Annotated in this window: 12 protein-coding genes and 1 pseudogene; 4 read left to right on the forward strand and 9 right to left on the reverse strand. The window is 73.3% G+C overall.

The annotated features are described in order from the left end of the window. Positions 1–47 precede the first annotated feature (47 nt). The gene (gene pntB, locus OG599_RS00275) at positions 48–1,496 is read right to left on the reverse strand and encodes a Re/Si-specific NAD(P)(+) transhydrogenase subunit beta (protein ID WP_327173837.1); all 1,449 of its coding nucleotides are present in this window, start codon (positions 1,494–1,496) and stop codon (positions 48–50) included. A 1-nt stretch (position 1,497) separates the two neighbouring features. Next, positions 1,498–3,045, reverse strand: a complete 1,548-nt coding sequence (locus tag OG599_RS00280; RefSeq protein WP_327173838.1) for a Re/Si-specific NAD(P)(+) transhydrogenase subunit alpha — start codon at positions 3,043–3,045, stop codon at positions 1,498–1,500. A gap of 831 nt (positions 3,046–3,876) precedes the next feature. Here OG599_RS00280 and OG599_RS00285 point away from each other — a divergent pair. Together OG599_RS00285 and OG599_RS00290 are read left to right on the forward strand one after the other, a co-directional pair. Beyond that, a complete protein-coding gene (locus tag OG599_RS00285; RefSeq protein ID WP_327173839.1) occupies positions 3,877–4,719 on the forward strand; it encodes a class I SAM-dependent methyltransferase in 843 nt (280 codons plus the stop codon). Next, a complete protein-coding gene (locus tag OG599_RS00290; protein ID WP_327173840.1) occupies positions 4,716–5,981 on the forward strand; it encodes a GNAT family N-acetyltransferase in 1,266 nt (421 codons plus the stop codon). Before OG599_RS00285 ends, OG599_RS00290 begins: the two co-directional genes overlap by 4 nt. An 18-nt stretch (positions 5,982–5,999) precedes the next feature. Here the strand turns inward: OG599_RS00290 and OG599_RS35390 are convergent, their stop codons facing one another. After that, positions 6,000–6,458 carry a hypothetical protein gene (locus OG599_RS35390; RefSeq protein ID WP_442809731.1) on the reverse strand — a complete coding sequence of 153 codons (459 nt, stop codon included), beginning with the start codon at positions 6,456–6,458 and terminating at the stop codon, positions 6,000–6,002. Between OG599_RS35390 and OG599_RS00300 the strand changes: the two are divergent. Continuing rightward, positions 6,423–6,536, forward strand: a pseudogene (locus OG599_RS00300) (ArsR family transcriptional regulator); the annotation flags it as partial. The gene OG599_RS35390 and the pseudogene OG599_RS00300 overlap by 36 nt on opposite strands. A gap of 167 nt (positions 6,537–6,703) precedes the next feature. On the opposite strand, the gene OG599_RS00305 reads toward OG599_RS00300, so the two are convergent. The 3 genes from OG599_RS00305 to OG599_RS00315 all read right to left on the reverse strand — a co-directional run bounded on the left by OG599_RS00305 (position 6,704) and on the right by OG599_RS00315 (position 7,430). After that, positions 6,704–6,844, reverse strand: a complete 141-nt coding sequence (locus tag OG599_RS00305; RefSeq protein ID WP_327173841.1) for a hypothetical protein — start codon at positions 6,842–6,844, stop codon at positions 6,704–6,706. Between the two features lie 51 nt (positions 6,845–6,895). After that, the gene (locus OG599_RS00310) at positions 6,896–7,135 is read right to left on the reverse strand and encodes a pyridoxamine 5'-phosphate oxidase family protein (RefSeq protein ID WP_327173842.1); all 240 of its coding nucleotides are present in this window, start codon (positions 7,133–7,135) and stop codon (positions 6,896–6,898) included. Positions 7,136–7,217: 82 nt separating this feature from the next. Beyond that, the gene (locus OG599_RS00315) at positions 7,218–7,430 is read right to left on the reverse strand and encodes an MbtH family protein (RefSeq protein ID WP_327173843.1); all 213 of its coding nucleotides are present in this window, start codon (positions 7,428–7,430) and stop codon (positions 7,218–7,220) included. Positions 7,431–7,685: 255 nt separating this feature from the next. Between OG599_RS00315 and OG599_RS00320 the strand changes: the two genes are divergently transcribed. Further along, on the forward strand, positions 7,686–8,804 hold the full coding sequence (locus OG599_RS00320) for an alpha/beta hydrolase-fold protein (RefSeq protein ID WP_327173844.1): 1,119 nt from the start codon (positions 7,686–7,688) through the stop codon (positions 8,802–8,804). Between the two features lie 30 nt (positions 8,805–8,834). Here the strand turns inward: OG599_RS00320 and OG599_RS00325 are convergent, their stop codons facing one another. The 3 genes from OG599_RS00325 to OG599_RS00335 form a co-directional block, all read right to left on the reverse strand. Continuing rightward, positions 8,835–10,538, reverse strand: a complete 1,704-nt coding sequence (locus tag OG599_RS00325; protein WP_327173845.1) for an ABC transporter ATP-binding protein — start codon at positions 10,536–10,538, stop codon at positions 8,835–8,837. Further along, positions 10,522–21,507, reverse strand: a complete 10,986-nt coding sequence (locus OG599_RS00330) for a non-ribosomal peptide synthetase (RefSeq protein WP_327173846.1) — start codon at positions 21,505–21,507, stop codon at positions 10,522–10,524. The genes OG599_RS00325 and OG599_RS00330 overlap by 17 nt, the downstream gene beginning before the upstream one ends. Positions 21,508–21,767: 260 nt before the next feature. Then, positions 21,768–23,555, reverse strand: coding sequence for an ABC transporter ATP-binding protein (locus OG599_RS00335; RefSeq protein WP_327173847.1), 1,788 nt, complete (start codon positions 23,553–23,555; stop codon positions 21,768–21,770). Positions 23,556–23,574: the final 19 nt, after the last annotated feature.

Genomic DNA, 23,574 nt, shown 5'->3' on the forward strand with positions numbered 1-23,574 from the left:
CGCCCGCCCGCGCCCGGACACCGGGGCGGGGCGGGCGGCAGGATCTCTCAAGCGGGGACGGGTGCCACGCGGGTGCCGGCCAGGGAGGCCAGGGCGGCCACGATCTCGTCGCTCCTGGTCTTCGCGTCGCCGAAGAGCATGGCGGTGTTCTCGCGGAAGAAGAGCGGATTCTGCACACCGGCGTATCCGCTGGCCATCGACCGCTTGAAGACGACGACGTTCGCGGCCTCCCAGACCCGCAGGACCGGCATGCCGGCGATCGGGCTGCCGGGGTCGTCCATGGCGGCCGGGTTGACGGTGTCGTTGGCGCCGATGACCAGGACGACGTCGGTGTCGGCGAGGTCGTCGTTGATCTCGTCCATCTCCAGCACGATGTCGTAGGGAACCTTGGCTTCGGCAAGCAGTACGTTCATGTGGCCCGGCAGCCGGCCTGCGACCGGGTGGATGCCGAACCGCACGTCGACGCCCCGGGATCGCAGGAGGCGGGTCAGTTCGGCGACCGGGTACTGCGCCTGGGCCACCGCCATGCCGTAGCCGGGGGTGATCACCACGCGGGAGGCGCCGGCCAGGAGTTCGGCGGTCTCGTCGGCGTTGGTCTCGCGGTGCTCCCCCTGCCCGTCGTCGCCGCCGCCCCCGGGCGCCTCGATCCCGAAGCCGCCCGCGATGACGGAGACGAAGGAGCGGTTCATGGCCTTGCACATGATGTAGGAGAGATAGGCACCCGAGGAGCCGACCAGCGCGCCGACGACGATGAGCAGGTCGTTGTTGAGCAGGAACCCGCTCGCGGCGGCCGCCCAGCCGGAGTAGCTGTTGAGCATGGAGACCACGACGGGCATGTCTCCACCGCCGATCGAGGCGACCAGGTGCCACCCGAAGAGCAGCGCGATCGCGGTCACGGCGATGACCGGCCAGAGCGTCGGGCGGGCGACGAAGAAAACGGTGAGGACCACGAAGGCGAGCAGCGCGCCGAGGTTGAGGAGGTTCTTACCGGGCAGCACGAGGGGGGCGGACTTGATCCTCGCGCTCAGTTTGAGGTTGGCGACGATCGAGCCGGTGAAGGTGACGGCGCCGATGAAGATGCCGAGGGAGACCTCGGCGTGGTGGATGCTCAGGAGCGATCCGGAGAAGCCGCCCTCGCCGTGGCGTTCGACCTCGATGTAGGAGGCCCAGCCGACCAGCACCGCGGCGAGACCGACGAACGAGTGCAGCAGTGCGATCAGTTCGGGCATGCCGGTCATCCGCACCACGCGGGCGCGCCAGATCCCGATGGCGGCGCCGACGGCGAGGGAGACCGCGAGGACGAGCGCGGTGGCGCCCCGTACGGAGGTGTCGTGGAGAGTCAGGCCGATGGTGGCGGCGAGGGCGACGGCCATGCCGGCGACGCCGTACGTCCAGCCCTGCCGGGCCGTCTCGTGCTTGCTCAGGCCGGCCAGGGAGAGGATGAAGAGCAGGGCGGCGACGAGGTACGCCGCGGTGGAGATCGAGGCTGCGGTCACGTCAGTTCCCCTTGCTGAACATGGCGAGCATGCGGCGCGTCACCGCGAAGCCGCCGACGATGTTGACGGAGGCGAGCAGGGTCGCGAGGCCGGCCAGCGCCTGGATCATGTGCCCGCCGAGCCCGACCTGGACCAGCGCTCCGACGACGATGACCCCGGAGATGGCGTTGGTGACGCTCATCAGGGGCGTGTGGAGCGCGTGGTGGACCTTGCCGATGACGTAGTAGCCGATGACGACCGCAAGGGTGAGTACGGTGAAGTTCTGCGGGATCGGCGCCGGGGCGAACGCGATCACCAGCCAGAGCAGGGCGATTCCGGTGAGGACGAGCGCGAGCTTCGCGGGGCCGGGCAGGGTCTTCTTCCGCGGCGTGGGGACCGCTGTGGCGGGCGCGGTGGAAGGGGCCGCGCTGACCTGGACCGGGGGCGGCGGCCAGAGCTTCTCGCCCCGCCCGTCCCCGGTGGCGCGGACGACCGTGATGCCGCGCTGGACGGGGTCGTCGAGATCGAGGACGGCGCGGCCGTCCTTTCCGGGTGTGAGCAGCTTCAGCAGGTTGACGATGTTGGTGCCGTACAGCTGGCTGGCCTGGGTGGGGAGGCGGCCCGCCAGATCGCCGTAGCCGAGGATGGTCACGCCGTTGGCGGTGACGACCTTCTGGCCCTCTACGCTGCCGGCGACGTTGCCGCCCTGCGCGACGGCCATGTCGACGATCACCGAACCGGCCTTCATCGTGGCGATGTCGGCTTCGGTGATCAGCCGGGGGGCCGGGCGGCCGGGGATGAGGGCGGTGGTGATGATGATGTCGACGTCGGCGGCCTGGGCGGAGTAGAGCTCGGCGGCGGCGGTGTTGTACAGGTCGGTGGTGGCCTTGGCGTAGCCGTCGCCGGACTGCTGGGCTTCTTCGTCGACGACGACCGGAAGGTATTCGCCGCCCAGCGACCGGACCTGGTCGGCGACCTCGGGGCGAGGGTCCGTGGCCCGTACGACGGCGCCGAGGCTGGACGCGGCGCCGATCGCCGCAAGGCCCGCGACTCCGGCGCCGGCCACGAGCACCTTGGCCGGCGGAACCTTTCCGGCGGCGGTCACCTGGCCGGTGAAGAACCGGCCGAACTCGTGGGCGGCCTCGATCACGGCGCGGTAGCCGGCGATGTTGGCCATGCTGGACAGGACGTCCAGGGACTGGGCGCGGCTGATGCGCGGCACGGCGTCCATGGCCAGGACGGTGATGTCCCGTTCGGCGAGGGCGTCCACGAGCGCGGTGTTCTGTGCCGGGGCCAGTATGCAGACGAGGTGGGCGCCGTCCTTCGGCTTGTCGATGTCGTCCGGCGAGGGGCTGTTGACGCGCAGGACGATGTCCGCGCTCCACGCCTCGTTCGCGGTGCCCACGATGGCTCCGGCCTCGGTGTACGCGAGGTCGGTGAAGGCGGAGAGCTCGCCCGCTCCGGACTCGACGACCAGTTCGTAGCCGAGGGCGATGAGCTGTCTGACGGTCGTGGGTGTCGCGGCGACGCGGGTCTCCCCGGTCGGCTCGCGAGTCACTCCGATGCGCATGGATTGGGCTCCTTCGGAAACGTGGGCCGTCGTGCACGGTTGGCGAGGGGGCGGGGGTCTGATGCTGCCCCGTTCAACCGGGGTGACACCAGACCTGGTTGGGGCGTGGATCGGCACACGGGGTCCGGGTTGACGGCCGTACCCTTCGAGCGGTAGATCGCCGGTGCTGGGCGGCCACGGGCTGCTGGTTTCCTGTGGACGTTCCGACGGTTCGGCCCGGTCCACGGCCGTGGCGACGACCGGGCGAAGCTTACTGTGCCGATCAACTCATTTTCCACGTAAGGCTGTTGGAACATGTGCCGGTGCGGTCGGCGGATCGCTGCGACGGCTCGTGTCCCGTGAGGGCCCGCCGCGTCTCGCGCGTACCCGTCCGTCGCGGATCAGGTTCCTCTGCCTTCGTCCCGGGTGATCAGCCCGCGGTACGCGGCGCGCGACCGACGGCAGCCTCGCGGCGGGACGCGTGTGGGGGCTGGTCGCCGGTCCGTCGCCCGTACGGAGTGAGCTCACGTCCTGAGGCTGGAGACGCGGCAGCCCGTTCCGGCCCGAGGCGGGGGCACAGGGGGTGGTGGTGGCGGCTTCGCGAACGGGCCGCGGTCCGGTGGACGTGTCCGGTCCGGGCACGTGCCGGGGCCGTGGCCGCCCGCCCGGTGAGACCGGGCGGGTGCGTCCGTGACCGCGAGGCGGGAATGTGCGTTCACAGGGCAGTGGGTGACCTCCACCCATCGGCCGCCGAGCAGGCCGGCCCGCGCGGCGCGGGGAGTTCCACGCTGATGCGCGCCTCGCCCGCCCGCGTGCCCTCCCGGCGCCGACATGCCCGAAGGAGCGACACCGTTGACGACGGAAGACCATCTGGCCCCGAGCCCTCCGCCACCGGACCTCTTCGGCTCCGCCCAGGCATACGCACGTCACCGGCCGGGGGTTCCGGCAGAGGCGGCCCGGCTTCTCGCCCGGACGCTCGCCCGGGTGCCCGGTCCGGCGCTGCTGGACCTCGGGACGGGAACCGGCCAAGTGCCGCTTTCCTTGCTGGGGTTGGTTCCATTGGCCCATGTGTCCCTGGTGGACACGGGGATGGAGCGGATGCGTGCCGCGTCCGACGGACTCCTGCCGGAACTGGGCGCGTCGCACGTCGCGCGGTTCGTCGGCCGGGCGGAGGACTTCGAGCCCGAGGGTTCGGCTCCCCGCCCGCATCTGATCACCTGCTGCCGGGCCTTCCACTGGATGGACCGGCCGGCCGTCCTCGCGATGGCGGACCGGGTCGCCGCGCCGGGTGCCGCCTTCGCGGTGATGGACGACGGAAGCCTGTGGACGCACGACGCCGACTGGACGCATGCGTTGCGGGCGCTGATCCAGTCGTACCTGGGGCCCGTCCGCCGCGCGGGTGCGGGCGACGCGTACGTGGAGCCCGCTCGATCGTACGCCGAGGACCTGGCGGCGTCGGCGTTCAGCCGGGTGCGCACGTGCGCGTTCCCGGTTTCCCGGGTGTGGAGTCCGGACCGGGTGCTGGGGTATCTCGCGACGACGTCGTTCGCCGGCCCGGCGCACTTCGGTGACCGGCACCCCGCGTTCGAGGACGAGGTGCGGCGTCTGCTGACCGCGCGGGCCGGGCGCGGGCCGCTCACCGAGGAGAGCGTCTTCACCGTGCATCTGGCCCGGCGGCCCGGGGACCTCGGATGAGGGGCGAGACCACCGGTGAGCGGCGGGAGCAGCCCACCGCCCTGCCGGCCCGCGCGCCCTCGGACTTCCCCGCACCCTCGGACTTCCCCGCACCCTCGGACTTCCCCGCACCCTCGGACTTCCCCGGGCCGTCGGTCTCCCCCGGGCCGTCGGACTTCCCCGGGCGGCCTGAACGGGTGCAGCCGGGAGCCGTGGCCCCCGGCGGGGGCGCGTCGCCGCGCACGCCTCGGCCGGGGCGTGGCGTCGGCCGGTGCGTACCGGCCGGTGCCGCCCGGCGTTTCGCCGTTCCCGAGCCCCGGCCCGCCGTTCCCGCCGACGCGGCGGAGATCGCGCGTCTGAAGTCGGCGCACACCTGCTCCGAGCCGCTTTCCCCGGAGAGGCTCACCGCGACCCGCACTCTCCTGGCAGCACGTCTCACGGCGGCCGGCAGCGCGGTGGCCTACGTCGTCGACGCGCCGGCGGGCGGCGGGCTGGCGAGTTGCGCGCTCGCCCTGGTGCATCCGGTGTTCCCGTCGCGCGACTCCCCCGAGGGCCTCGCGGCACACGTGGACGCCGTCGCCACCGACCCCGCCCACCGCAATCGCGGCTACGCCAGTGCCGCGCTGGGCGCGCTGCTGCGGCATCTGGAGGGGCTGGGCGTCACCGAGTACGCGCTCCACACCGGCGGCGAACCGGTGCCGTTCTACGAGCGGTTCGGCTTCTTCCGCGATTCCGCGCTCCTGCGGATGACCCGGGCCCCCGCCCGGCGGCCCGGGGACGCGGCAGGCCTGTCGACCGCGCAGTTCGCGGAGACGGTCATGCACGCCACGGGATTCGCCGGGCTGTACTTCACCGACGAGGACGGCCGCCCCCTGCAGTTGCACGCGGTGTACTCCTCCTCGCACCCGTGGCAGGTCCCCGGCGGCACGATGGACCCGGGCGAGCGCCCCTGGGGTACGGCCGTGCGCGAGTGCCGGGAGGAGACCGGGATCGTCGTCGGGGGGCCTCCCCGCCGTCTGCTGGCCGCCGTCTACGGTCTGCCGGGCGCCCAGTGGCCGTACAGCACCTTCGGGTGCGTCTTCGACGGCGGGCGGCTCACCCGACGCCAGATCGAGGCGATCGTCCTGGATCCGGCGGAGCACGACGAGGTGCGCGTACGGCCGCTGGAGGAATGGCGGGACCACATGCCCGACGGCGACTACCGCAGGCTGGTGGCGATCGACGGTGCCCGGCGGTCGGGCGAGACGGCGTACTTCGACACCTGGGACTGGGAAGCGGAGTGAGGCGTCCCGCCCGGGCGGTCACCCGCCCGGGCGCGGACGCTGCCGGCGCCCGGTGTAACCACGAGGGGCGGGTCCGCCGCGTCCTCCTCGCGGCGGGCCGGCCCGTCGGCGGCGGCCGGATCGGGCGCGCCGTGCCGCTGCCGCGCGCCGTCGGTCCGTGAGGACCACCAGGCCGCTGGCGACCGCGAGGCCCAGGAGGACCGCGCCGAACACGGTGGCCCCGGTGGTCAGGCCGACGGCGTCGCTGAGGTAGCCGACGGTCACGGGCAGGATGCCCGCGGGGACGTAACCACCCACGTTCAGTGCGGCGTTGGCCTCCGCGAGGCGCCCGGGCGGGACGCTGGAGTTGAGTGGCGAAAGGCCGCCGAGCTGCCCCAGGCCCTGCCCTGCTCCGGCGAGCAGGGCGGAGGCCACCAGGGTGGGCGCCGAGGCGGTGTGCACGGCGGTGATCAGTACGGCCTCGAACGGTGCAGCCACGTACGGACCGAGGACCTCAACGCCCGCTTCCCCGGGCTCCTCGAACTCGTCGCCGCCTGGACCCCGCCGCAGCCCTGACCCAGCAGGCTCCCGGCCGGCGGATACGACGACGGGCCCCGGCGGCAGCCGCAGAACAGCGGCGGCCGCGGGAGCCCGTGGTGGCGGGTGAGCACGCCGGCCGGCCCCGCAAGGGGGCGATCGGCCCGGCTCGGCACCGGGTCGAGGGGCGGCTGATCGAGAGGCGGCTACGCGTCCGGTCCGGAAACCTTGGCCGCGAAGTCGTCCACCCGCTCCGGGGTGACCCGGACGATCAGCCGCCTCTCCTCGGGGCCCTCGGGAGGCGGGTCCTCCGCCGGATAGCGCTGCGAAAGGCGCTTCGGGAGCACCTTGTCCGGATCGGGCAGCAGTTCGGCGGTGCCCCGGATCTCCGCCGACCGTTACGGGTTGCCCCGGTCGAAGACCGTGAGGCTGACCCGCGGGTCGCGCTCGATGTTCCGGGCCTTCTTGCGTGCGGAGGTCACGGAGATGAGCAGCGTGTCACCCTCGCGCTCGAACCAGACCACGGAGGCCTGCGGCCCGCCGTCCGGGTTGATCGTGGCGAGGGTGGCGAGGGTGGCGAAGTTCCTGCCGTCGAGGAGCTCGGGGGTGGCGGGGTGGAAACCCTTGAACAACGTCATGCTCGGCGACAACCAAGCACCCACGCGATGTCTTCCCCCGGCGGCCACCCATGGGGTCCGGGCGCCAACCCGCGCCCGCCCGTCAGGCGTCCATGGTCGCAGCGAGCGAACGGGGGCGCAGGTCGGTCCAGTTGGCCTCGACGAACTCCAGGCACGCCTCCCGGGTGTTCTCCTCGAAGGCGATGGCCCACCCCCCGGGAACCTCGGCGAAGGACGGCCAGAGCGAGTGCTGGCCCTCGTCGTTCACCAGGACCAGGAAGCGGCCTTCGGGGTCGTCGAACGGGTTGGTGCTCATGTGTCAGCGCCTCCTCGGCGGACCGGCCGGGCGGCCGTGTCGAGCGGGTGGTTCGCGGCCGGACCGACGCCCACCCTGAGCGGAATCATCAGGTTAGGCTAACCTAATCACCGTGAGCCTAGCCTTTCGACTTCCCTCTCACAAGGAGACGTTGATGCTTCCCGTGACCGAACGCTTCCGTACCGGGGACGGAGCCCGCCCGCCGCTGGGCACGTGCCGCCGGACCACGGGCGCCCACCGCGCCACCGGCCGGCCATGACGGGCGCCCTCCCCGGCCTCGCGGCCGGCCGTCACCGTCCCCCGTCCTTCGCGGACTTCGGGCTGTCCGGCAGCCCGGGGACCGAGGCGTTCTGGGCGTCGGCGCGCAGTCCCGTGGTGGCGCCCTCCCCCGACGGCGGCTGGGTGGCCCTCTTCCTGTGGCGCGGGTCCCCCGCACGTGTCGTCTTCGAGAGCTGGTCGGAGCCGGTGCCCCTGCGCCGTTTCGGCGACACGGACTGCTGGTACGCCGAGATGGCGATGCCCGCGCGGCTGCGGGTGACCTACCAACTCATCACGGAGGAGGGGGCGTACGCAGATCCGCTCAACCCGGCGGGCGCCGGGGGTGACCGCTCGCTGGCCGCGGCCCCGGACGCCCCGCCGCAGCCGCACTGGCCCCTGGTCGGTGCGGACGACGTGCTGCCCCTTCCGCGTACGCGGCTGCGCTGGGCGAGCGGGCGGCTCGGCGGACGGCGCACCGTGCGGGTGCATCCGGCGGGCGGTGGCGGGCCGTTGGTGCTGCTGCTCGACGGGGACGACTGGCTCCATCTGCATCCGGCCACCACCGCGTTCGACTCGGCGGTGGCCGCGGGCGGGATGCCCCCGGTCACACTGGTCTTCCTGCCGGTGAAGGACCGGGAGGCGGAGTTCGGGTGCCGGCCCGAGCTGTGGGAGGCGGTCCGGGACGAGTTGCTGCCGCTGGTGGCGGAGTCCGGTGTGCCGGCGGACCCGGGCCGGCTGGTGGCGGTCGGGCAGAGCCTCGGCGGGCTGAGCGCGCTGCACGCGGCGCTGGACTTCCCGGACCTGGTGTCACGCGTCGCGGTGCAGTCGGGGTCGTTCTGGTGGTCCCAGGATGCCGTGGGTGCGGCGGACCCGCTGGGCGGTCCGCTGGGAGGCGCCCTGGCCGACCGGCTGCGGGAGCACCCCGGTCTGTCCGGGCTGCGCGTCGCGTTCGACGTGGGGGAGCACGAGACGCTGATGCTCCCCCACTGCGAGGTGGTCGAGTCGCTGGCCGAGGCGGCCGGGGCGACCGTACGGGTCTCGCGGTCGCCCTCGGGCCACGACCGGGTGGGCTGGCGGCACGCCCTGCTCAGGGATGTCGCCTGGGCGCTGGGCTGAGCCCCGGCTGATCCTTCCGCCCCGGCGGGGTCACCGGGCCACGGCCCGGCAGTACGCCTCGTCGGTGGCGAGGAGGTGGCGGTGGGTGGCCTCGGCGGTGATGACGCCGTCGTCCAGGACGAGCACCCGGTCGGCGGCGTCCAGCAGGGCCGGGCTGCTGGTGAGCACGACCGTGGTGCGTCCCCGGCGCAGCTCGGCGACGTTGCGGGCGACGAGCTGCTCGGTGACCGCGTCGACCGCCGTGGTCGGGTCGTGCAGGACCAGGATGTCGCTGTCGGCGGCCAGGGCCCGGGCCAGGGAGAGCCGCTGGCGCTGCCCTCCGGAGAGATTGGCGCCCCGGTCGCGGACGACGTGGTCGAGCCCTTCGCGGTGCAGGGCGACGACGTCGGTCAGCAGGGACGCCTCGACGGCCTCGGGGATCATACGGCTGGTGCCGGAGGGATCGATGTTGGTACGGAGCGTGCCCGCGAAGATCTCCCCGTCGTACGGGTTCACCAGCATGTGCCCGCGTACCGCCTCGGCCGGCAGGCCGCCGATCTCCTGACCGCCGATCCGCACCACCCCCTCGTACGCGTGGGGCGGTACGTTCAGCGCCAGGATCGCCGCGAACTCGGCGGCGGCGCGCGGCTGGTAGGCGGCGATCGCGACGAACTCCCCCGCGGCGACCTGCAACTTGAGCTCGCGCAGTGAACCGTGACGGACGCGGTCGATCTCCAGGTCGCCACCGGGCTCGGGGCTTCCCGTGCCCGGGGCCGCGACCGGCGGGGCGTCCAGGACCAGCGCCATCCGCTCCGCCGAGGCGCGCGCCATCATCACGTACTTCGGCATCTCCGAGAACAGCTTCATCGGTTCCATGATGAACTGCGCCAGTCCCACCGCCATGACGAGTTCCCCGACGGTGATCTGCCGGTCGAAGGCGAGCCAGCCCGCCGCCAGGGTCACGACGGCCGCGAGAGCCGCGTTGAGGGCCATCGAGGCGCCCGCGTAAGCTCCGTTGACCCGGGCGACGGTGATCGCCTGCTGCTTCGCCTCGGTGCTGAGCTTGCGGTAGGAGCGGAACGCGGCGTGGTTGCCGCCGAAGCCGTGCAGCGGGCGCAGGCCGGTGATCAGGTCGGCGACCTTCGCACCCGCCCGCGCCACCCGGGCCTGCTGCTCCTTGGTGCTCGCGCCGATCCGTTTCGACATCACGCCGAGGACCGAGAGGATCGCGGCGGCTCCCACGAACACCAGCAGGCCGAGACGCAGGTCGGCAAGGCCGAGCGCGGTCCCGGCGACGAGGATCGCGACGACCGAGCTGACCAGCAGCGGCACCACCTCGATGATGTCTGCGGTCTGGTCGGCGTCCTCGGTGGCGATGGTCAGCACCTCGCCGGACTTCAGGTCCATGTCCCGGGATACGGGCTGGAGTCCGCAGGCCGCGACGCGGACCCGCCAGTGGTGTGCCTCGGTCGTGTTGGCCTTCTGCAGGATGCGCATCCCGAACCGCCAGGACAGCGACACGGTCGTGATGATCACGGCCAGCGCGCCGATCGACAGCAGGAGTCTGCCGAGGCCGCGTTCCTGCATGGTGTGCTCGACGATCAGGCCGAGCGCGATGGGGAACGCCGTCTCACCGGCCTGGTAGAGGCCCATGAGGACGGTGCCCCAGGCCATGGCGCCGAGGTTGCGGCGCAGGGCGGTCCGCAGGATGTCGGCGCCCTGGCGGGGCCGCTGGGTGTCAGCTGTTGTCTTCAAGGTGGCGCGCAATCGCTTCCGGGGTTCGCAGGGTGAGCAGATCACGGATGGTGATCACGGGTCCGTACTCCCGGCGGAGCAGCCCGATCAGCCGCACCGCCAGCATGGAGTGTCCCCCGAGGGACACGAAGTCGCTCACGGCACTGACCTCGTCGTCGTCCAGGTCGAGTGCCTCGGCGAAGAACTCGCTGACCAGGGTCTCCGTTTCGCCCTCGGGGGCGCGTTCGCCGGCCGTGGTGAGGACGCCGAGCGGCTTCGCCTCGGGCAGGGCCCTGGTGTCGGCCTTGCCGTTGACGGTCAGCGGGATGGCGTCGACCCGGGCGTAGTGCGTCGGGCGCAGGAAATCGGGAAGCCCGGCGCCCACGTCGGCGGCGACCGAGGCGAGGTCCGCGCCGCCGGATCCGTGGCCGCCGTCGAGCACCAGGTACGCGGCGAGCCGGTGGGCTCCGTCGACCTGGGGGTCGGGCTGGGCTACGGCGGCGACGAACCGCACCGCGGGGTGCGCGGCGAACGCGGCCTCCACCTCACCGAGTTCGACCCGGTGGCCCCGGATCTTGACCTGCTGGTCGGTGCGGCCGAGGTAGTTCAGGTTTCCGTCGGGCCGCCGGAGCACCAGGTCCCCGGTGCGGTACATCCGGGTACCGGGTTCGCCGAACGGGCAGGCGACGAAGCGGTGCGCGGTCTGGGCGGTCTGGCCGAGGTAGCCGCGGGCGATGCCGACGCCCGCGACGTACAGCTCGCCGGGGACGCCGTCCGGCAGGGGGCGCAGCCACGGGTCGAGTACGTACACCTCGGTGTTGTCGATCGGCACGCCCACCACCGGGTCCTGGCACTCGAAGGTGCCGACGCCGAGGGTGTTGATGGTGTATTCGGTGGGTCCGTAGAGGTTGTAGCCGACGGTTCCCTCGGTGGCGGCGAGTCGCTGCCAGAGGGCGGGGGTGACGGCCTCGCCGCCGAGCAGGACCAGGGCGGGGCGGTGTGCGGGGTCGTCGAGCAGGCCCTCGGCGACCAGTTGCTGGGCGTAGGTCGGGGTCACGTTGACGACGTCGATGCCGTGTGCGAGGCAGTGGGCGACGAGCCGGGGGGCGTCGCGGCGCAGTTCCTCGTCGCAGATGTGCACCTCGTGGCCGTCCGCGAGCCAGAGGAGTTCCTCCCACGACATGTCGAAGGCGAACGACACGGTGTGCGCGATGCGGAAGGTCCGGTGGCCGTGTTCGGCGAGGACCGGTTCGAAGATCCGGCGCTGGTGGTTGATCAGCATGTTGGTGAGGCCGGCGTACTCGGTCACCACGCCCTTGGGCTTCCCGGTCGATCCGGAGGTATAGATGGTGTACGCGGGGTGCCGCAGGCGGTCCGGGTCCTCGGGCGCGAAGGTGACGAGGGGTTCGGCGTCGGGGAGAGGCCGGTCGAGTGCGATCAGTTCACCGGTCAGCCGGGGTGCGACGGCGCTGACGGTGAGGGTGACCGCGGGCCGGGCGTCGGCGACGATCGCGGCGATCCGCTCGTCGGGGTGGTCGAGCTCCAGCGGCACGTACGCGGCGCCGGTGCGCAGCACGGCGAAGAGCGCCACGATCGAGTCGAGGGAGCGCGGGAGGGCAAGGCCGACGGTGGTCTCCGGGCCGACGGAGCGTGCGGCGAGGACGCCCGCGAGGGCGCGGCTGCGGTCCCTGAGCTCGGCGAAGGTCATCGTGGCGCCGTGGGCGACGAGCGCGGTCCGCCCGGGGTCGCGGTCGGCGGCCAGGTCGAACCGGTCGACGACGGTGTCCGTGCCGATCTCCGTGGTGCCGGCGGGCGCGGGCGCGTCGCCGAGACCCGGGAGTGCGCCGAGGGGGCCGGTGGTGCGGGCGAGGGCGTCGAGCACGCCGAGGTAGCCGGTCAGCAGGCGGCGGGCGCCCTCGGTGTCGTCGTCGCGGTACTCCAGCTTGACGGTGAGGCGGTCGCCGGGGGTGACGACCCAGGTGAAGGGGTAGTGGGTCGAGTCGTCGGCCTTCACCGAGGTGATGCCGTGCCGGGTGTTCATCGCGGCGAACGCGTCCATGTCCAGGAAGTTCTGGAGCACGAAGAGGTTGTCGAAGAGGCTGTCGTGTCCGGCGGCCCGCTGGATCTCGCCGAGCCCGAGGTGTTCGTGTTCCATCGCCTCGACGCGGGCTCGCTGAACGGCGGTGAGGTAGGCGCCGACGGTGTCGTCCGGGCGGGGCCGGGTCCACTGGGGCACGGTGTTGAGGAGCACGCCGACGATGTCGGACGTGTCCTCGCCCTCGCGGCCGGAGACGGTGACGCCGAACACCGCGTCGGCGCGGCCGGTGTGCGCGCCGAGCAGGAGGCCGAAAGCGCCGGTCAGCACGGAGTTCACGGTGACGCCGTGGGTCCTGGCGGCCTCGCGCAGGAGGTCCGACGCCTCGGTGGTGAGGGTCTGGGTGAGGGCGCGCGGCAGCTCGTCCGGGAAGGCGGGGTCCGGTCCGGCGAGCAGGGTGGGGCCGGTGAGTCCGGCCAGGTGACCGGCCCAGAAGCGGGTGGAGACGGCGGGGTCCTTCGCGGCGAGCGCGCGGGCGTGGTCCTCGAAGGAGGGGGTGGCCGGTGCCGGGTCGAGCGGTTCGCCCGCGAGGATCGCCCGGTAGGCGTCGAAGAGGTCGCGGAGCACGATCTCGCGGGACCAGCCGTCCCAGAGCAGCAGGTGGTAGCTGAACAGCAGGCCGTCGCGGTCGTCGGGCAGCCGCACCACGGTCAGCCGGATCAGCGGCGGTTCGCCCGGGTCGAATCCGGTGTCGCGGTCCTGGGCGCGCAGGGCGTCGGTCTCGGCCTCCGTACGGAGGGAGACCGTGCGGACGGGGACGCGCCGGCCGGCGGCGAGGACCTGGACGGGGTTGCCGTCGTCGTCGGTGGTGAAGCCGGCGCCGACGACCGGGTGGCGGGCGATCACGTACGTCATCGCCTCGGCGAGCGCGCCGGTGTCCAGGCGCCGGTCGAAGGTGAACCAGCTCTGCGCGACGTAGTGTCCGGCGGCGCCCGCCAGCTGGGCCTGGAAGTACAGGCCGCGCTGGAGCGGGGTGACCGGTGCGGTGCGCTCGGCGGTCGCGGAGGCGTCGGCGATCTCCTCCAGGGCGCGCCGCCAGTGCTCGGTGATCGTGTCGGGGACGGAGTCGGCGAGGGTGAACTCCGCGTGCAGGCCGCCGGTGGCGCTGTCGGTCCAGGCGTTGACCTCGACGGCGTACGGGCTGCCCTGGTCCCCCGCGGTGAGGCGGAGCGCCTCGGACTCGCTGCCCCGGCCCAGGTAGTTGAAGAGCACCTGGGGGTGCGGGCGGGCGGTCAGGAGGGGCCCGGTCTGCGGGTTGAGGTGGCGGAGCAGGCCGTAGCCGAGGTGCCCGTCCTCGCCGGGCCGGCGCGTCGCGGCTTCGCGGGCTGCGGCGACGGGATCGGTGTGCGCGGTGAGGCGCACGGGTGCGACGGCGGTGAACCAGCCGACCGTACGGGAGTAGTCGTGGTGGTCCCGGGCGGGAACGCGGCCGTGGTGTTCGAGGTCGATCGCGAGGTCGGTGGGCTCGCTCTGGATCCGGGTCAGCGAGGTGCGCAGCGCGCCGACGAGCAGTTCGGTGAGCCCGATGCCGAGGGCGGCGGGTGCGGTGCGGGTGACCCGGTCGCCGGTCTCCGGCGGGAGCACGGTCGTGACCGTGCGCAGCGCCGTGGCCGGGGGCAGCGGGGCGGGGGCGTCGAGGGTGGTGAGCCAGTGGCCGAGGCCGTCGACGGTCTCGGCGGAGCGAGCGGTCAGCGCTTCGGCGTACGCGGCGAAGGGGGTGGTCGCCGGGGCGGGGGTCCCGCCGCGCAGGGCGGTGGCCAGGTCGTCCAGCAGGATCAGCCAGGAGACGGCGTCGACGCAGAGGTGGTGGGCGGTGACGACCAGGGTGCGGGTCGCGGCCAGCCAGGAGAAGGCGACGACCTCGCCGGACTCGGGGTCGAGCCGGGCGGCGGCCTCGTCCGCCGCGGCTGTCGGGTCGGTGGTGTCCGGGAGCAGGACGGTGGCGGCGCGGGCGGGTTCGGTGGCGAGGGACCACACCCCGTGGTCGGCGCGCAGCCGCAGCCGGAGGGCCGGGTGCGTGGCCAGCAGGGCGTCCGCGGCGCGCCGGACGTCGGCGGGCGTGGTGCCGTCGGGCACGGTGAGCGTCCGGGCCTGGGCGAACCGGTCGAGGGAGCCGCCCAGTTCACGTTGGCGCAGCACGATCGGCGTCGGGTGGACCGGGCCGTCCTGCGGACGGGCGGGTTCGGGTGCGGCGGGGAGCTGCGGCACTCTGGTCCGGAGGTGGGCGGCGAGGGCGCGGGGGGTCCGGTGGAGGAACACGTCGCGGGGGGCGATGGGCAGGCCGAGCGCCCTGGCCCGGTTGATCAGGGTGATGGCGACGATGCTGTCGCCGCCGGCCATGAAGAAGTCGGTGTCCGCGTCGACGTCCGGTTCCGGCAGGGTCTCGGCGAAGAGGGTGACGAGTGCGTCCAGGGCGTCGAGGTCGGCGAGGGCGTCGCGCGCCGGGGCGCCGGCGGCCGCGGGGGTGTCCTGCCGTGCGGCGCGTTCGGTCAGGGCCTTGCGGTCCAGCTTGCCGTTGACGGTGAGCGGCAGGGCGTCGAGGGTGAGGACCCGGCCCGGCACCATGTGGGCGGGCAGCCTGGCGGCGAGCAGGCGGGTGAGGTCGCCGGGGGCCCGGCCGACCACGTGGGCGACCAGGTGGTCGCCGGTGTCGGCGGGGGTGACGGCCGCGTCGGTGATGCCGTCGAACTCCCTGATCGCGGCTTCGACTTCGCCGAGTTCGATGCGGAAGCCCTTCAGCTGCACCTGGTCGTCGGCGCGGCCCACGAACTCCAGCTCTCCGCCGAGGGTGCGGCGGGCGAGGTCGCCGGTGTGGTACATGCGGGAGCCGTCGCCCGCGAACGGGTCGGCCACGAACCGGCCGGCGGTGAGTTCGGGCCTGCCGAGGTAGCCGAGCGACACCTGGTCGCCGGCGACGTAGATGGCGCCCACCCGGCCCGGCGGAACCGGCCGGAGCCGGTCGTCGAGGAGGTGGGTGGTCAGGCCGGGGACGGGGCCGCCGATGGGACTGATGTCGCCGCCGCCGAAGTCCTCGTCGGTGAGCACCCGGTGGGTGACGTGGACGGTGGTCTCGGTGATGCCGTACATGTTGACGAGTTCGGGCGTGGCGGTGCCGTGCCGCTCGACCCAGCCGCGCAGCCGTCCGAGGTCCAGTGCCTCGCCGCCGAAGATGATCCGGCGCAGCGCGGTGGCCGGGGCGTCGGCGTGCCGGTCGGCCTCGATGAACTGGTAGAAGGCGGACGGGGTCTGGTTGAGGACGGTGACCCCGCGTTCGCGGACCAGCCGGTGGAAGTCCACCGGGGAGCGGGTCAGGGCGTACTCCGGCACCAGCAGTTCCGCGCCGTGCGCCAGCGCGCCCCACAGCTCCCAGACGGCGAAGTCGAAGGAGTACGAGTGGAACTGGACCCACACGTCGTCGGGGCGGAAGCCCATGGCGGGCCGGGTGTTGGCGAGGAGCGTCACCACGCTGGAGTGCGGGACGACGACGCCCTTGGGCCGGCCGGTCGACCCGGAGGTGTAGATCACGTAAGCGGGGTCGTGCGGGCCTGCGGTCTCGGTCCGCACGGTGTCGGTCCGCGCAGTGCCGGTCCGTACGGTGTCCGGTGCGGGCGGCTCCGCGTGTGGCGGCTCCTCGCCCAGCACCAGCAGACGGGCGGGGTCGCCTTCGGTCCGGCCGAGCAGCCGGGTGAAGCGGTCGCGTCCGCCGGGTGCGACGAGGACGACCTGCGGGGCGGCGTCGGTGAGGACGTGTTCCAGGCGCTCGTCCGGGTACGCCAGGTCCAGCGGTACGTACGCTCCCCCGGCGGTGACGACGGCCACCAGGGCCACCACCTGTTCCACGGAGCGCGGGACCGCGACGGCGACCCGGCTGCCGGGCCGGACCCCGGCCGCGCGCAGTACGGGGACCAACGCGTCCCGCGCCGAGGCGAGTTCGCCGTAGGTCAGGGAGCGGGTGGTGCCGTCGAGGGCGCAGGCGGTGACCGCGGTGGCGGCCGGGTCGCGGCGTGCGGCGGCGTCGAAGAGCCCGCCGAGCGTCGTCGGGGCCGCCGGTCCGGCGGGCCGGTGCTCCGGGTGCGCCAGTGCGCGGACGGGGGCGTCCGGCCGGGTGAGCAGGGCGGTGAGGGTGCGGGTGAAGGTGCGCAGGATCTCCCGGGCACCGGTCTCGCGGAGCAGTGCGCGGTCGTGGACGAGGTTGAAGCGGACCCGCCCGCCGGGGGCGCGTTCGACGACGAGGGTCAGGGGGTAGTGCGGGGCGCCCTCGTTCTCGATGGCGGTGATGGCGAGGTCGTCGCCGGGCCGCCGCAGCGCCTCCACGTCGGTCGCGACGTCGAACACCACCAGGGTGTCGAAGAGGGTGCCGTGGCCGGCCAGCCGCCCGGTCCTGGCGAGCGAGACGTGGCTGTGCGGCCGGACCGCGCTCTGGTGCTCCCGGACCGAGGCGAGGAGTTCGCCGGCCGTGGCGGTGTCCGACCAACGGGCGCGTACCGGGACGGTGTTGATGAACAGGCCGACCATGTCCTCGATGCCGGGGACGTCCGCGTCGCGTCCGGACACGGTGGAGCCGAACACCACGTCCGTCCCGTGCAGGATGCCGCCGAGGGTCAGCGCCCAGGCGCTGTGCACGGCCACGCTCAGGGGCACGCCGGCCGCCCGTACGGCGGCGTCGATGTCCGTGTCGAGGTCCGCGCCTTCTTCGACGGCGTCGGCGAACCGGTCGGACGGGGTGTGGTCCGGGGCGACCAGGGAGGGGCCGGGGAGTCCGGCGAGCTCCTCCCGCCACACCCGGTCGCTCTCCGCCTCGTCGAGTCCGGCGAGGTGGCGCACGTAGTCGGCGAACCCGCCGGTCCGGTAGACCGTGCCGGGCGTGTGGTACTCGGCCAGCAGCGCGCGGAGCATCGGAGGTACCGACCAGCCGTCGGCGACGATGTGGTGCACGGTCTGCACCAGCACGGTCCGGCCGGAGCCGTCGCGGATCAGGGTGTAGCGCATCAACGGGCCGGTCGCCAGGTCGAATCCGGCGCGCCGGTCCCGCTCGGCGAGGTCGCGGATCTCGCCGTCGGTGATCCCGGGCCGCTCCAGCACCGTGAAGGGCGCGCGTACCCCGCTCTCCAGGACGGACACCACACGGCCGTCCGCGAGCGCGACGAACCGTGCGGCGAGGTTGGGGTAGAGCGAGAGGAGCCTCGTCGCCGCCGCCTCCAGGCGGTCGGTGTCCACCTCGCCGTCGAGGGTGAGCAGTTGCTGCTCGACGTAGGCGCCCGCCGAGTCGTCGTCGAAGACGGAGTGGAAGTAGAGGCCCTCCTGGAGCGGGGTCAGCGGCAGGATGTCGCGGAGTTCGGGCGTGTCGAGGGCGTCGACGTCCGCCTGGGCGAGCGGCACGAGGGGGAAGTCGCTGGGGGTGTGGCCGCCCTGCTGGAGGGCTGCCAGGCCGGTGAGTGCTTCGCTCAGGTAGGTGCCGAGGGTGTCGATGTCCTCGTCGGTGAACATCCCGTCGGGCCAGGAGAGGGTGGTGACGAGTTCGTAGCCGCCGGTGGACGAGGCCTCCGCGATCGCGTTGAACTCCAGGGCGCGCGGCAGCCGCATCCTGGGGTCGCGCCGCTCGCCGAGCTGCCCGGTGCTGCCGGCGAGCCGCCAGTCGCCGGAGGTCTCCGCGTCGAAGCGGCCCAGGTAGTTGAAGAGCACCTGGGGTGCGGGCGTGTCGAACACCGTGTCGGCCAGGTGACGCAACACGCCGTAGGAGAGGCCGTTGGCCGGGACCTCGGAGAGGTTCTCCTTGACCGCCTTGAGCGCGGTGGCGAGGTAGTCGGGCGCGGTGAGGTCCCCGGCCGGGCCGGGGTCCACGGTCACCGGGTAGAGGGTGGTGAACCAGCCTACGGTGCGCGAGATTTCGGGCTCGGAGCCGGTCACGAACCGTCCTTCGCGGCCGTGGCCCTCCAGTTCGACGTGGGCGAACGTCTGGTCCTGTCCGAGGTCGCGGCGCCACCGGGCGAGGGTGACGGCGAGTGCGGTGAGCAGGACGTCGTTGACGCCCGCGTGGAACTTCGCGGGGACCTCGCCCAGCAGCGCGGCGGTGGGGCCGGTGCCGAGCGCCACGGTCCGGGTGCGTTCCCGGTCGACGGTGTCGGTCTCGCACGGTGCACGGCGGCCGACCGGTCCGTCCGCTCCCGGCAGGGGGCGCCGGAAGTACGCGCGGTCCGCGTCGAAGTCCGTCCGCGCGAGGAGCTCCGTCCAGTGCCGGAAGGACGTCCGCACCGGGGGCAGCTCGACCGGCGCGCCGGTCGACCACTGGCGCCACGCCGTGGCCAGGTCGTCCATCAGGACCCGCCAGGACACGCCGTCGATCACCACGTGGTGGGCGACGAGGACGAGTTGGTGCGCGGCGCGACGCCAGACGGCGCGGAGCATCACGCCTCCGTCGGGGTCGAGTGCGCCGGTCGCGAGGGCGAGGCACTCCTCGTGCGGCAGGTCGCTCTCCTGCCACCCCGTGACGGCTCCGTCCGCCTCGGGCACGTCGAAGCTCCAGTGGTCGCCGCGTACCAGCCGGGCGCGGAGCATGTCGTGCCGCCGGACCAGGGCGGTGAGGATCGCGTCGAGGGCGTCGGCGGTCAGCTCGGCGGGGACGTTCACCACCACCGACTGCACGAAGCCGTCGACCGCGTCGGTGGTCTCGCCGAGCCATCGCAGGATGGGCGATCCGGTGATCTCGCCGGTGGCCACGTCGCGGTGGAGGGGCGCGGACGCCTCCTCGCGGCTCGCGACGGCGGCCAGTGCGCCGATGACGCTGTGGGTGAAGATCTGCCGCGCCGTGACGTGGAGGCCCACCTCGCGCAGTGCGCTCAGCAGGGAGATGGCGAGGATGCTGTCGCCGCCGAGGCGGAAGAAGTCCTGGTCGACGCCGACCTCGTCCAGCCGGAGCAGCGTGGCGACGGCCGCGCAGACCGCGCGCTCGTCGTCGGTGGTGGGCGGGACGAACGAGCCGGTCGCGACGACGGGTTCGGGCAGGGCCTTCCGGTCGAGCTTGCCGTTCGCGGTGAGCGGGAACTCCTTCATCACGACCATGTGGGTGGGCACCATGTACTCCACCATGTGCTCCTCGGCCCAGGCCCTGACCTCGTCGCCGCGCAGGTCCTCGGACCCGGAGGCGGGGATGACGTATCCCACCAGGTAGGTGCCGCCCGCCGCGTTCTTCTTCGCGACGACGCAGGTGTGGCGTACTGAGGGGTGTTCCGCGAGGCCGGCCTCCACGTCCTCGATCTCCAGTCGCATGCCGCGGATCTTGATCTGGTTGTCGGCGCGGCCGAGGAAGTCCAGCGAGCCGTCGGGGGCGTAGCGGGCGAGGTCGCCGGTGCGGTAGAGCCGGGACCCGTCGTCGGCGAAGGGGTTGGCGACGAACCGGGACGCGGTGAGGCCGGGGGCGTTGACGTAGCCGCGTCCCAGGAGGTAGCCGCCGACGTAGAGTTCGCCGCCGACGCCGACGGGGACCGGGCGCAGTTCGTCGTCGAGGACGTAGAGCCGGGTGTTGGGGTTGGCCTTGCCGATCGAGGTGGAGAGGCGTTCGGCGGCGCCGCGGTAGATGACGTGGGAGACGCCGATGGTCGTCTCGGCGGGGCCGTAGCCGTGGTAGAGCGGGATGTCGAGCTTGGTGCGGAAGCGTTCGTACAGCTCCGGGGTGAGCACTTCGCCGCCGCACCAGACGTGCCGCAGGCTGTCCAGCCGGCCGGAGTCGCCGGCCATCTCCAGCAGGACGTCCAGCATGGAGGAGACCAGGTAGGTGAAGGTGACGCGCTGCTCGGCGATCACGCTCAGCAGGTGGTGCGGGTCGCGTTCGCCGCCGGGCCGCAGGACGACGAGCCGGCCGCCGGTCACCAGGGGCAGGAAGATCTCGTTGATCGAGATGTCGAAGGAGAGCGGTGCCTTGAAGAGGGAGGCGTCGTCGTGGCCGAAGCCGAGGATCTCGCGGCTCTGCCAGAGGAGGCGTTCGCTGATCGCCTCGTGCCGGATCATCGCGCCCTTGGGGCGTCCGGTCGAGCCGGAGGTGAAGATCACGTAGGCGAGGGCCGCCCCGGGCACGGCGGCGAAGGCCCCGTCGGCGGGCTCGGAGTCGTAGCCCCAGTCGCCGAGGTCGACGGCGACGGCTTCCGGTTCACCCTCGGGCCGTACCCCCGAGTCGTTGAGCTGGAGGACGGCCCGGGCATCCTCGATGACGACGCTCCGGCGGGCGGCCGGCCACTGCGGGTCGAGCGGTACGAAGGCGCCTCCGGCCCGGAGCACCGCGAGCAGCCCGATCACCATGTCGGCGGACCGGCCGAGCGAGATGCCGACGACCTCTTCGGGACCGAGCCCACGACCGATCAGATGGTGCGCCAACTGGCAGCTGAGTTCGTCCGCTTGACGGTAGGTCAGGGAGCGGTGCTCGTCGACCACGGCGACGGCGTCCGGCCGGGTGCGCACCTGCTCGCGGAACATCGCCACGAGGGTGGGGCGGTCCCGTTCGGCGTCGGTGTCGTTCCACCGGGCCAGCAGTTCGGCTCTGGCCGAGGCGCCGGCGGCGGTGATGGTGCCGAGGGGGCGGTCGGGGAAGTCGACGAGATCGTCCAGCGCGCCGCGTACGTCGGCCGGCTCGACGCCCTCGGGGACGGTGATGCTCCGGCCGTCCTCGCCCACTGTCCAGCCGGCGCTCCCCGCGCCGCCGTTGTGCACCCGGCCGAGGACGTCGGGGAAGAGCGTGGCGGGGCCGAGGTCCATGCCTTCGGGTCCGCGGCCGGTGGCCCAGTACGACAGGCCGATGGCGCATGCCTCGGTGATGGTGGTGTCGGAGTAGTCACCGGTTCGCCTGCGCACGGCGGCCAGGCTCGCGGGAGACAGCGGCACGAGGCGGGCACGGGGATCCATCATCGAAGACTCATCGTCCCTTCCGGGTTGGAGAGTTGGCTCGGAACGGCACGGTCCGGCCAGGGTTCGTCGGCTTGTGCCGGGCGCGCGCCTGGGCGCGGTGGCGTCAGTGGTCCGCAGCGTCGCGGAAGGGTCGAGGGGTGGTCGTCCTCCGGCACACCGAGGAGCCGGACGGAGGTGGCCGCATCGGACGGGCGTGCGGGTGCACCGTGTACGGGGGCGGTTGTACGGGTCACGGGGGGCGAGCCGGCCCCGGCCGTGCCCTAGCTTCCTTCGCGCCAGGCCCGCCACAGGCGGGCGTACCGGCCGTCCAGGGCGACCAGTTCCCGGTGGGTGCCCTGTTCCACCACGCGCCCGGCGTCCAGCACCGCGATCCGGTCCGCCGCCATCGCCTGGGTGAGCCGGTGGGCCACGAACAGCGTGGTCCGGCCCGCGCACGCGGCCAGCACGGCGCGTTCCAGCTCGGCGGCGCCCTCGCTGCCGGCCTCGGCGGTCGATTCGTCGAGCACCACCACGGGGGCACGGCCCAGCATCAGCCGGGCCAGGGCGATCTGGGCGACCCTGGTGCCGTCCAGACGCTCGCCGCCCTCGCCGACCGGGGTGTACAGCCCGTCCGGCAGTGCGTCGAGCCAGGTTCCGGCGCCGACCGTGCGCAGCGCGTCGGTCAGTTCGGCGTCGGTGGCCTGCGGTGCGGCGAGGCGCAGGTCGTCGGCGAGCGGACCGGAGAAGACGTGGGTCTCCTGCGTCAGGATGCTCACCAGGGCCCGGGCCCCGGCCTCGTCGAGGTCGGCGAGGTCGGTCGGGCCGATGCGTACGGAGCCGGTCTGCGGGGTGCCGATGCCCGCGATCAGCGCGGCGAGCGTCGACTTGCCCGCGCCCGTCGCCCCCACCAGGGCGAGCGAGCCGCCGGCCGGGATCGTCAGAGACACGTCCCGCAGGACCGGCTCCTCGGTGCCGGGATAGCCGAAGGTCAGCCCCTCCACCGTCACGGGGTACGGGACGACGGCCGCCGGGGCGACCGAGGTGTCGCCCACCAGCCGGTCTTCCGCCTGCTCGCCCAGGACCCCGACGAGGCGGGTCAGGCTGGCACCCGACTTCTGCGCCTCGTCGAAGGTGAACATGATGGAGCCGAGCGGGGTGAAGAGCCGGTGGAACATCAGCGGGGCGGACGCCACCTCGCCGAGGCTCGCGGCGTCGTTCTCCAGCAGGGCGTACCCGACGAGGAGGATCAGGACCAGGCCGATGAACTCGGCGCGGTTCTCACGCCCGACGAACCGGCCGAAGAACCGGAACACCTCGACGCCGAGTTCGCGCACCCGCCACGACTCGCCGGTGACCTTCTCGCGTACGGCGCCCTCCAGGCGGTACGCGCGGACGGTGTCGATCCCGTTGAGGCCGCTGATCAGCGCCTGGGCGCGGTCGGCCTGGGCGGCCCGCTGCTTCTGGTAGAGCGGTGCGGACCGGGGGAGGTACCAGCGCAGCGCGAAGGCGTAGGCGGGCAGCGCGCCGGCTCCGGCGAGGCCGAGCCGCCAGTCCAGTCCGAACATGGCGGCCGTCGCGATGGCGACGAGGACTCCGGCGGTGAACACGGTCGGGACGGCCGACCGGATGCCCTTGGAGAGCACGGCGACGTCGTCGCCGACCCGGGAGAGCACGTCTCCGCGGCCGACCTGTTCGATCCGGGCGCTCGGCATCCCCAGCACCGCGCGGACGGCGCCTTCGCGCAGTCGGGCGAGCAGGTCCGCGCCGAGCCGTCCGATGAGGTACGTCGATCCGGCGGTGGCCGCCGCGCCGAGCAGCGCGGCGGCTCCCATCAGGGCCCCGACGGTGACCAGGACCGAACGCGACTCGCCGTCGACCACCCCGTCGACCACCCGGCCGAGGAGGAGCACCGGAAGCACCTGGAGGACCGCTCCGGCCACCGTGGTGAGCACGGTGGCGGCCGTCAGCAGAGGTACCTGCCGGCAGTGCGCCACGAGCCACCGGGCGGCTTCTCCCCCGCCCGCCGTGCGCAGGGTCGCGGGGGCGGTGCGGGTGTCCACGGCGCTCACGCGGAGCCCCTGACGGGCC

This window comes from Streptomyces sp. NBC_01335, from assembly GCF_035953295.1.
Taxonomy (GTDB): domain Bacteria; phylum Actinomycetota; class Actinomycetes; order Streptomycetales; family Streptomycetaceae; genus Streptomyces.

Coding starts and splice junctions, on each gene's coding strand:
- OG599_RS00315 (WP_327173843.1), bottom strand. CDS start 7,430: ATGAGCACCAACCCGTTCGACGACCCCGAAGGCCGCTTCCTGGTCCTG.
- OG599_RS00280 (WP_327173838.1), bottom strand. CDS start 3,045: ATGCGCATCGGAGTGACTCGCGAGCCGACCGGGGAGACCCGCGTCGCC.
- OG599_RS00330 (WP_327173846.1), bottom strand. CDS start 21,507: ATGATGGATCCCCGTGCCCGCCTCGTGCCGCTGTCTCCCGCGAGCCTG.
- OG599_RS00290 (WP_327173840.1), top strand. CDS start 4,716: ATGAGGGGCGAGACCACCGGTGAGCGGCGGGAGCAGCCCACCGCCCTG.
- OG599_RS00310 (WP_327173842.1), bottom strand. CDS start 7,135: ATGACGTTGTTCAAGGGTTTCCACCCCGCCACCCCCGAGCTCCTCGAC.
- OG599_RS00320 (WP_327173844.1), top strand. CDS start 7,686: ATGACGGGCGCCCTCCCCGGCCTCGCGGCCGGCCGTCACCGTCCCCCG.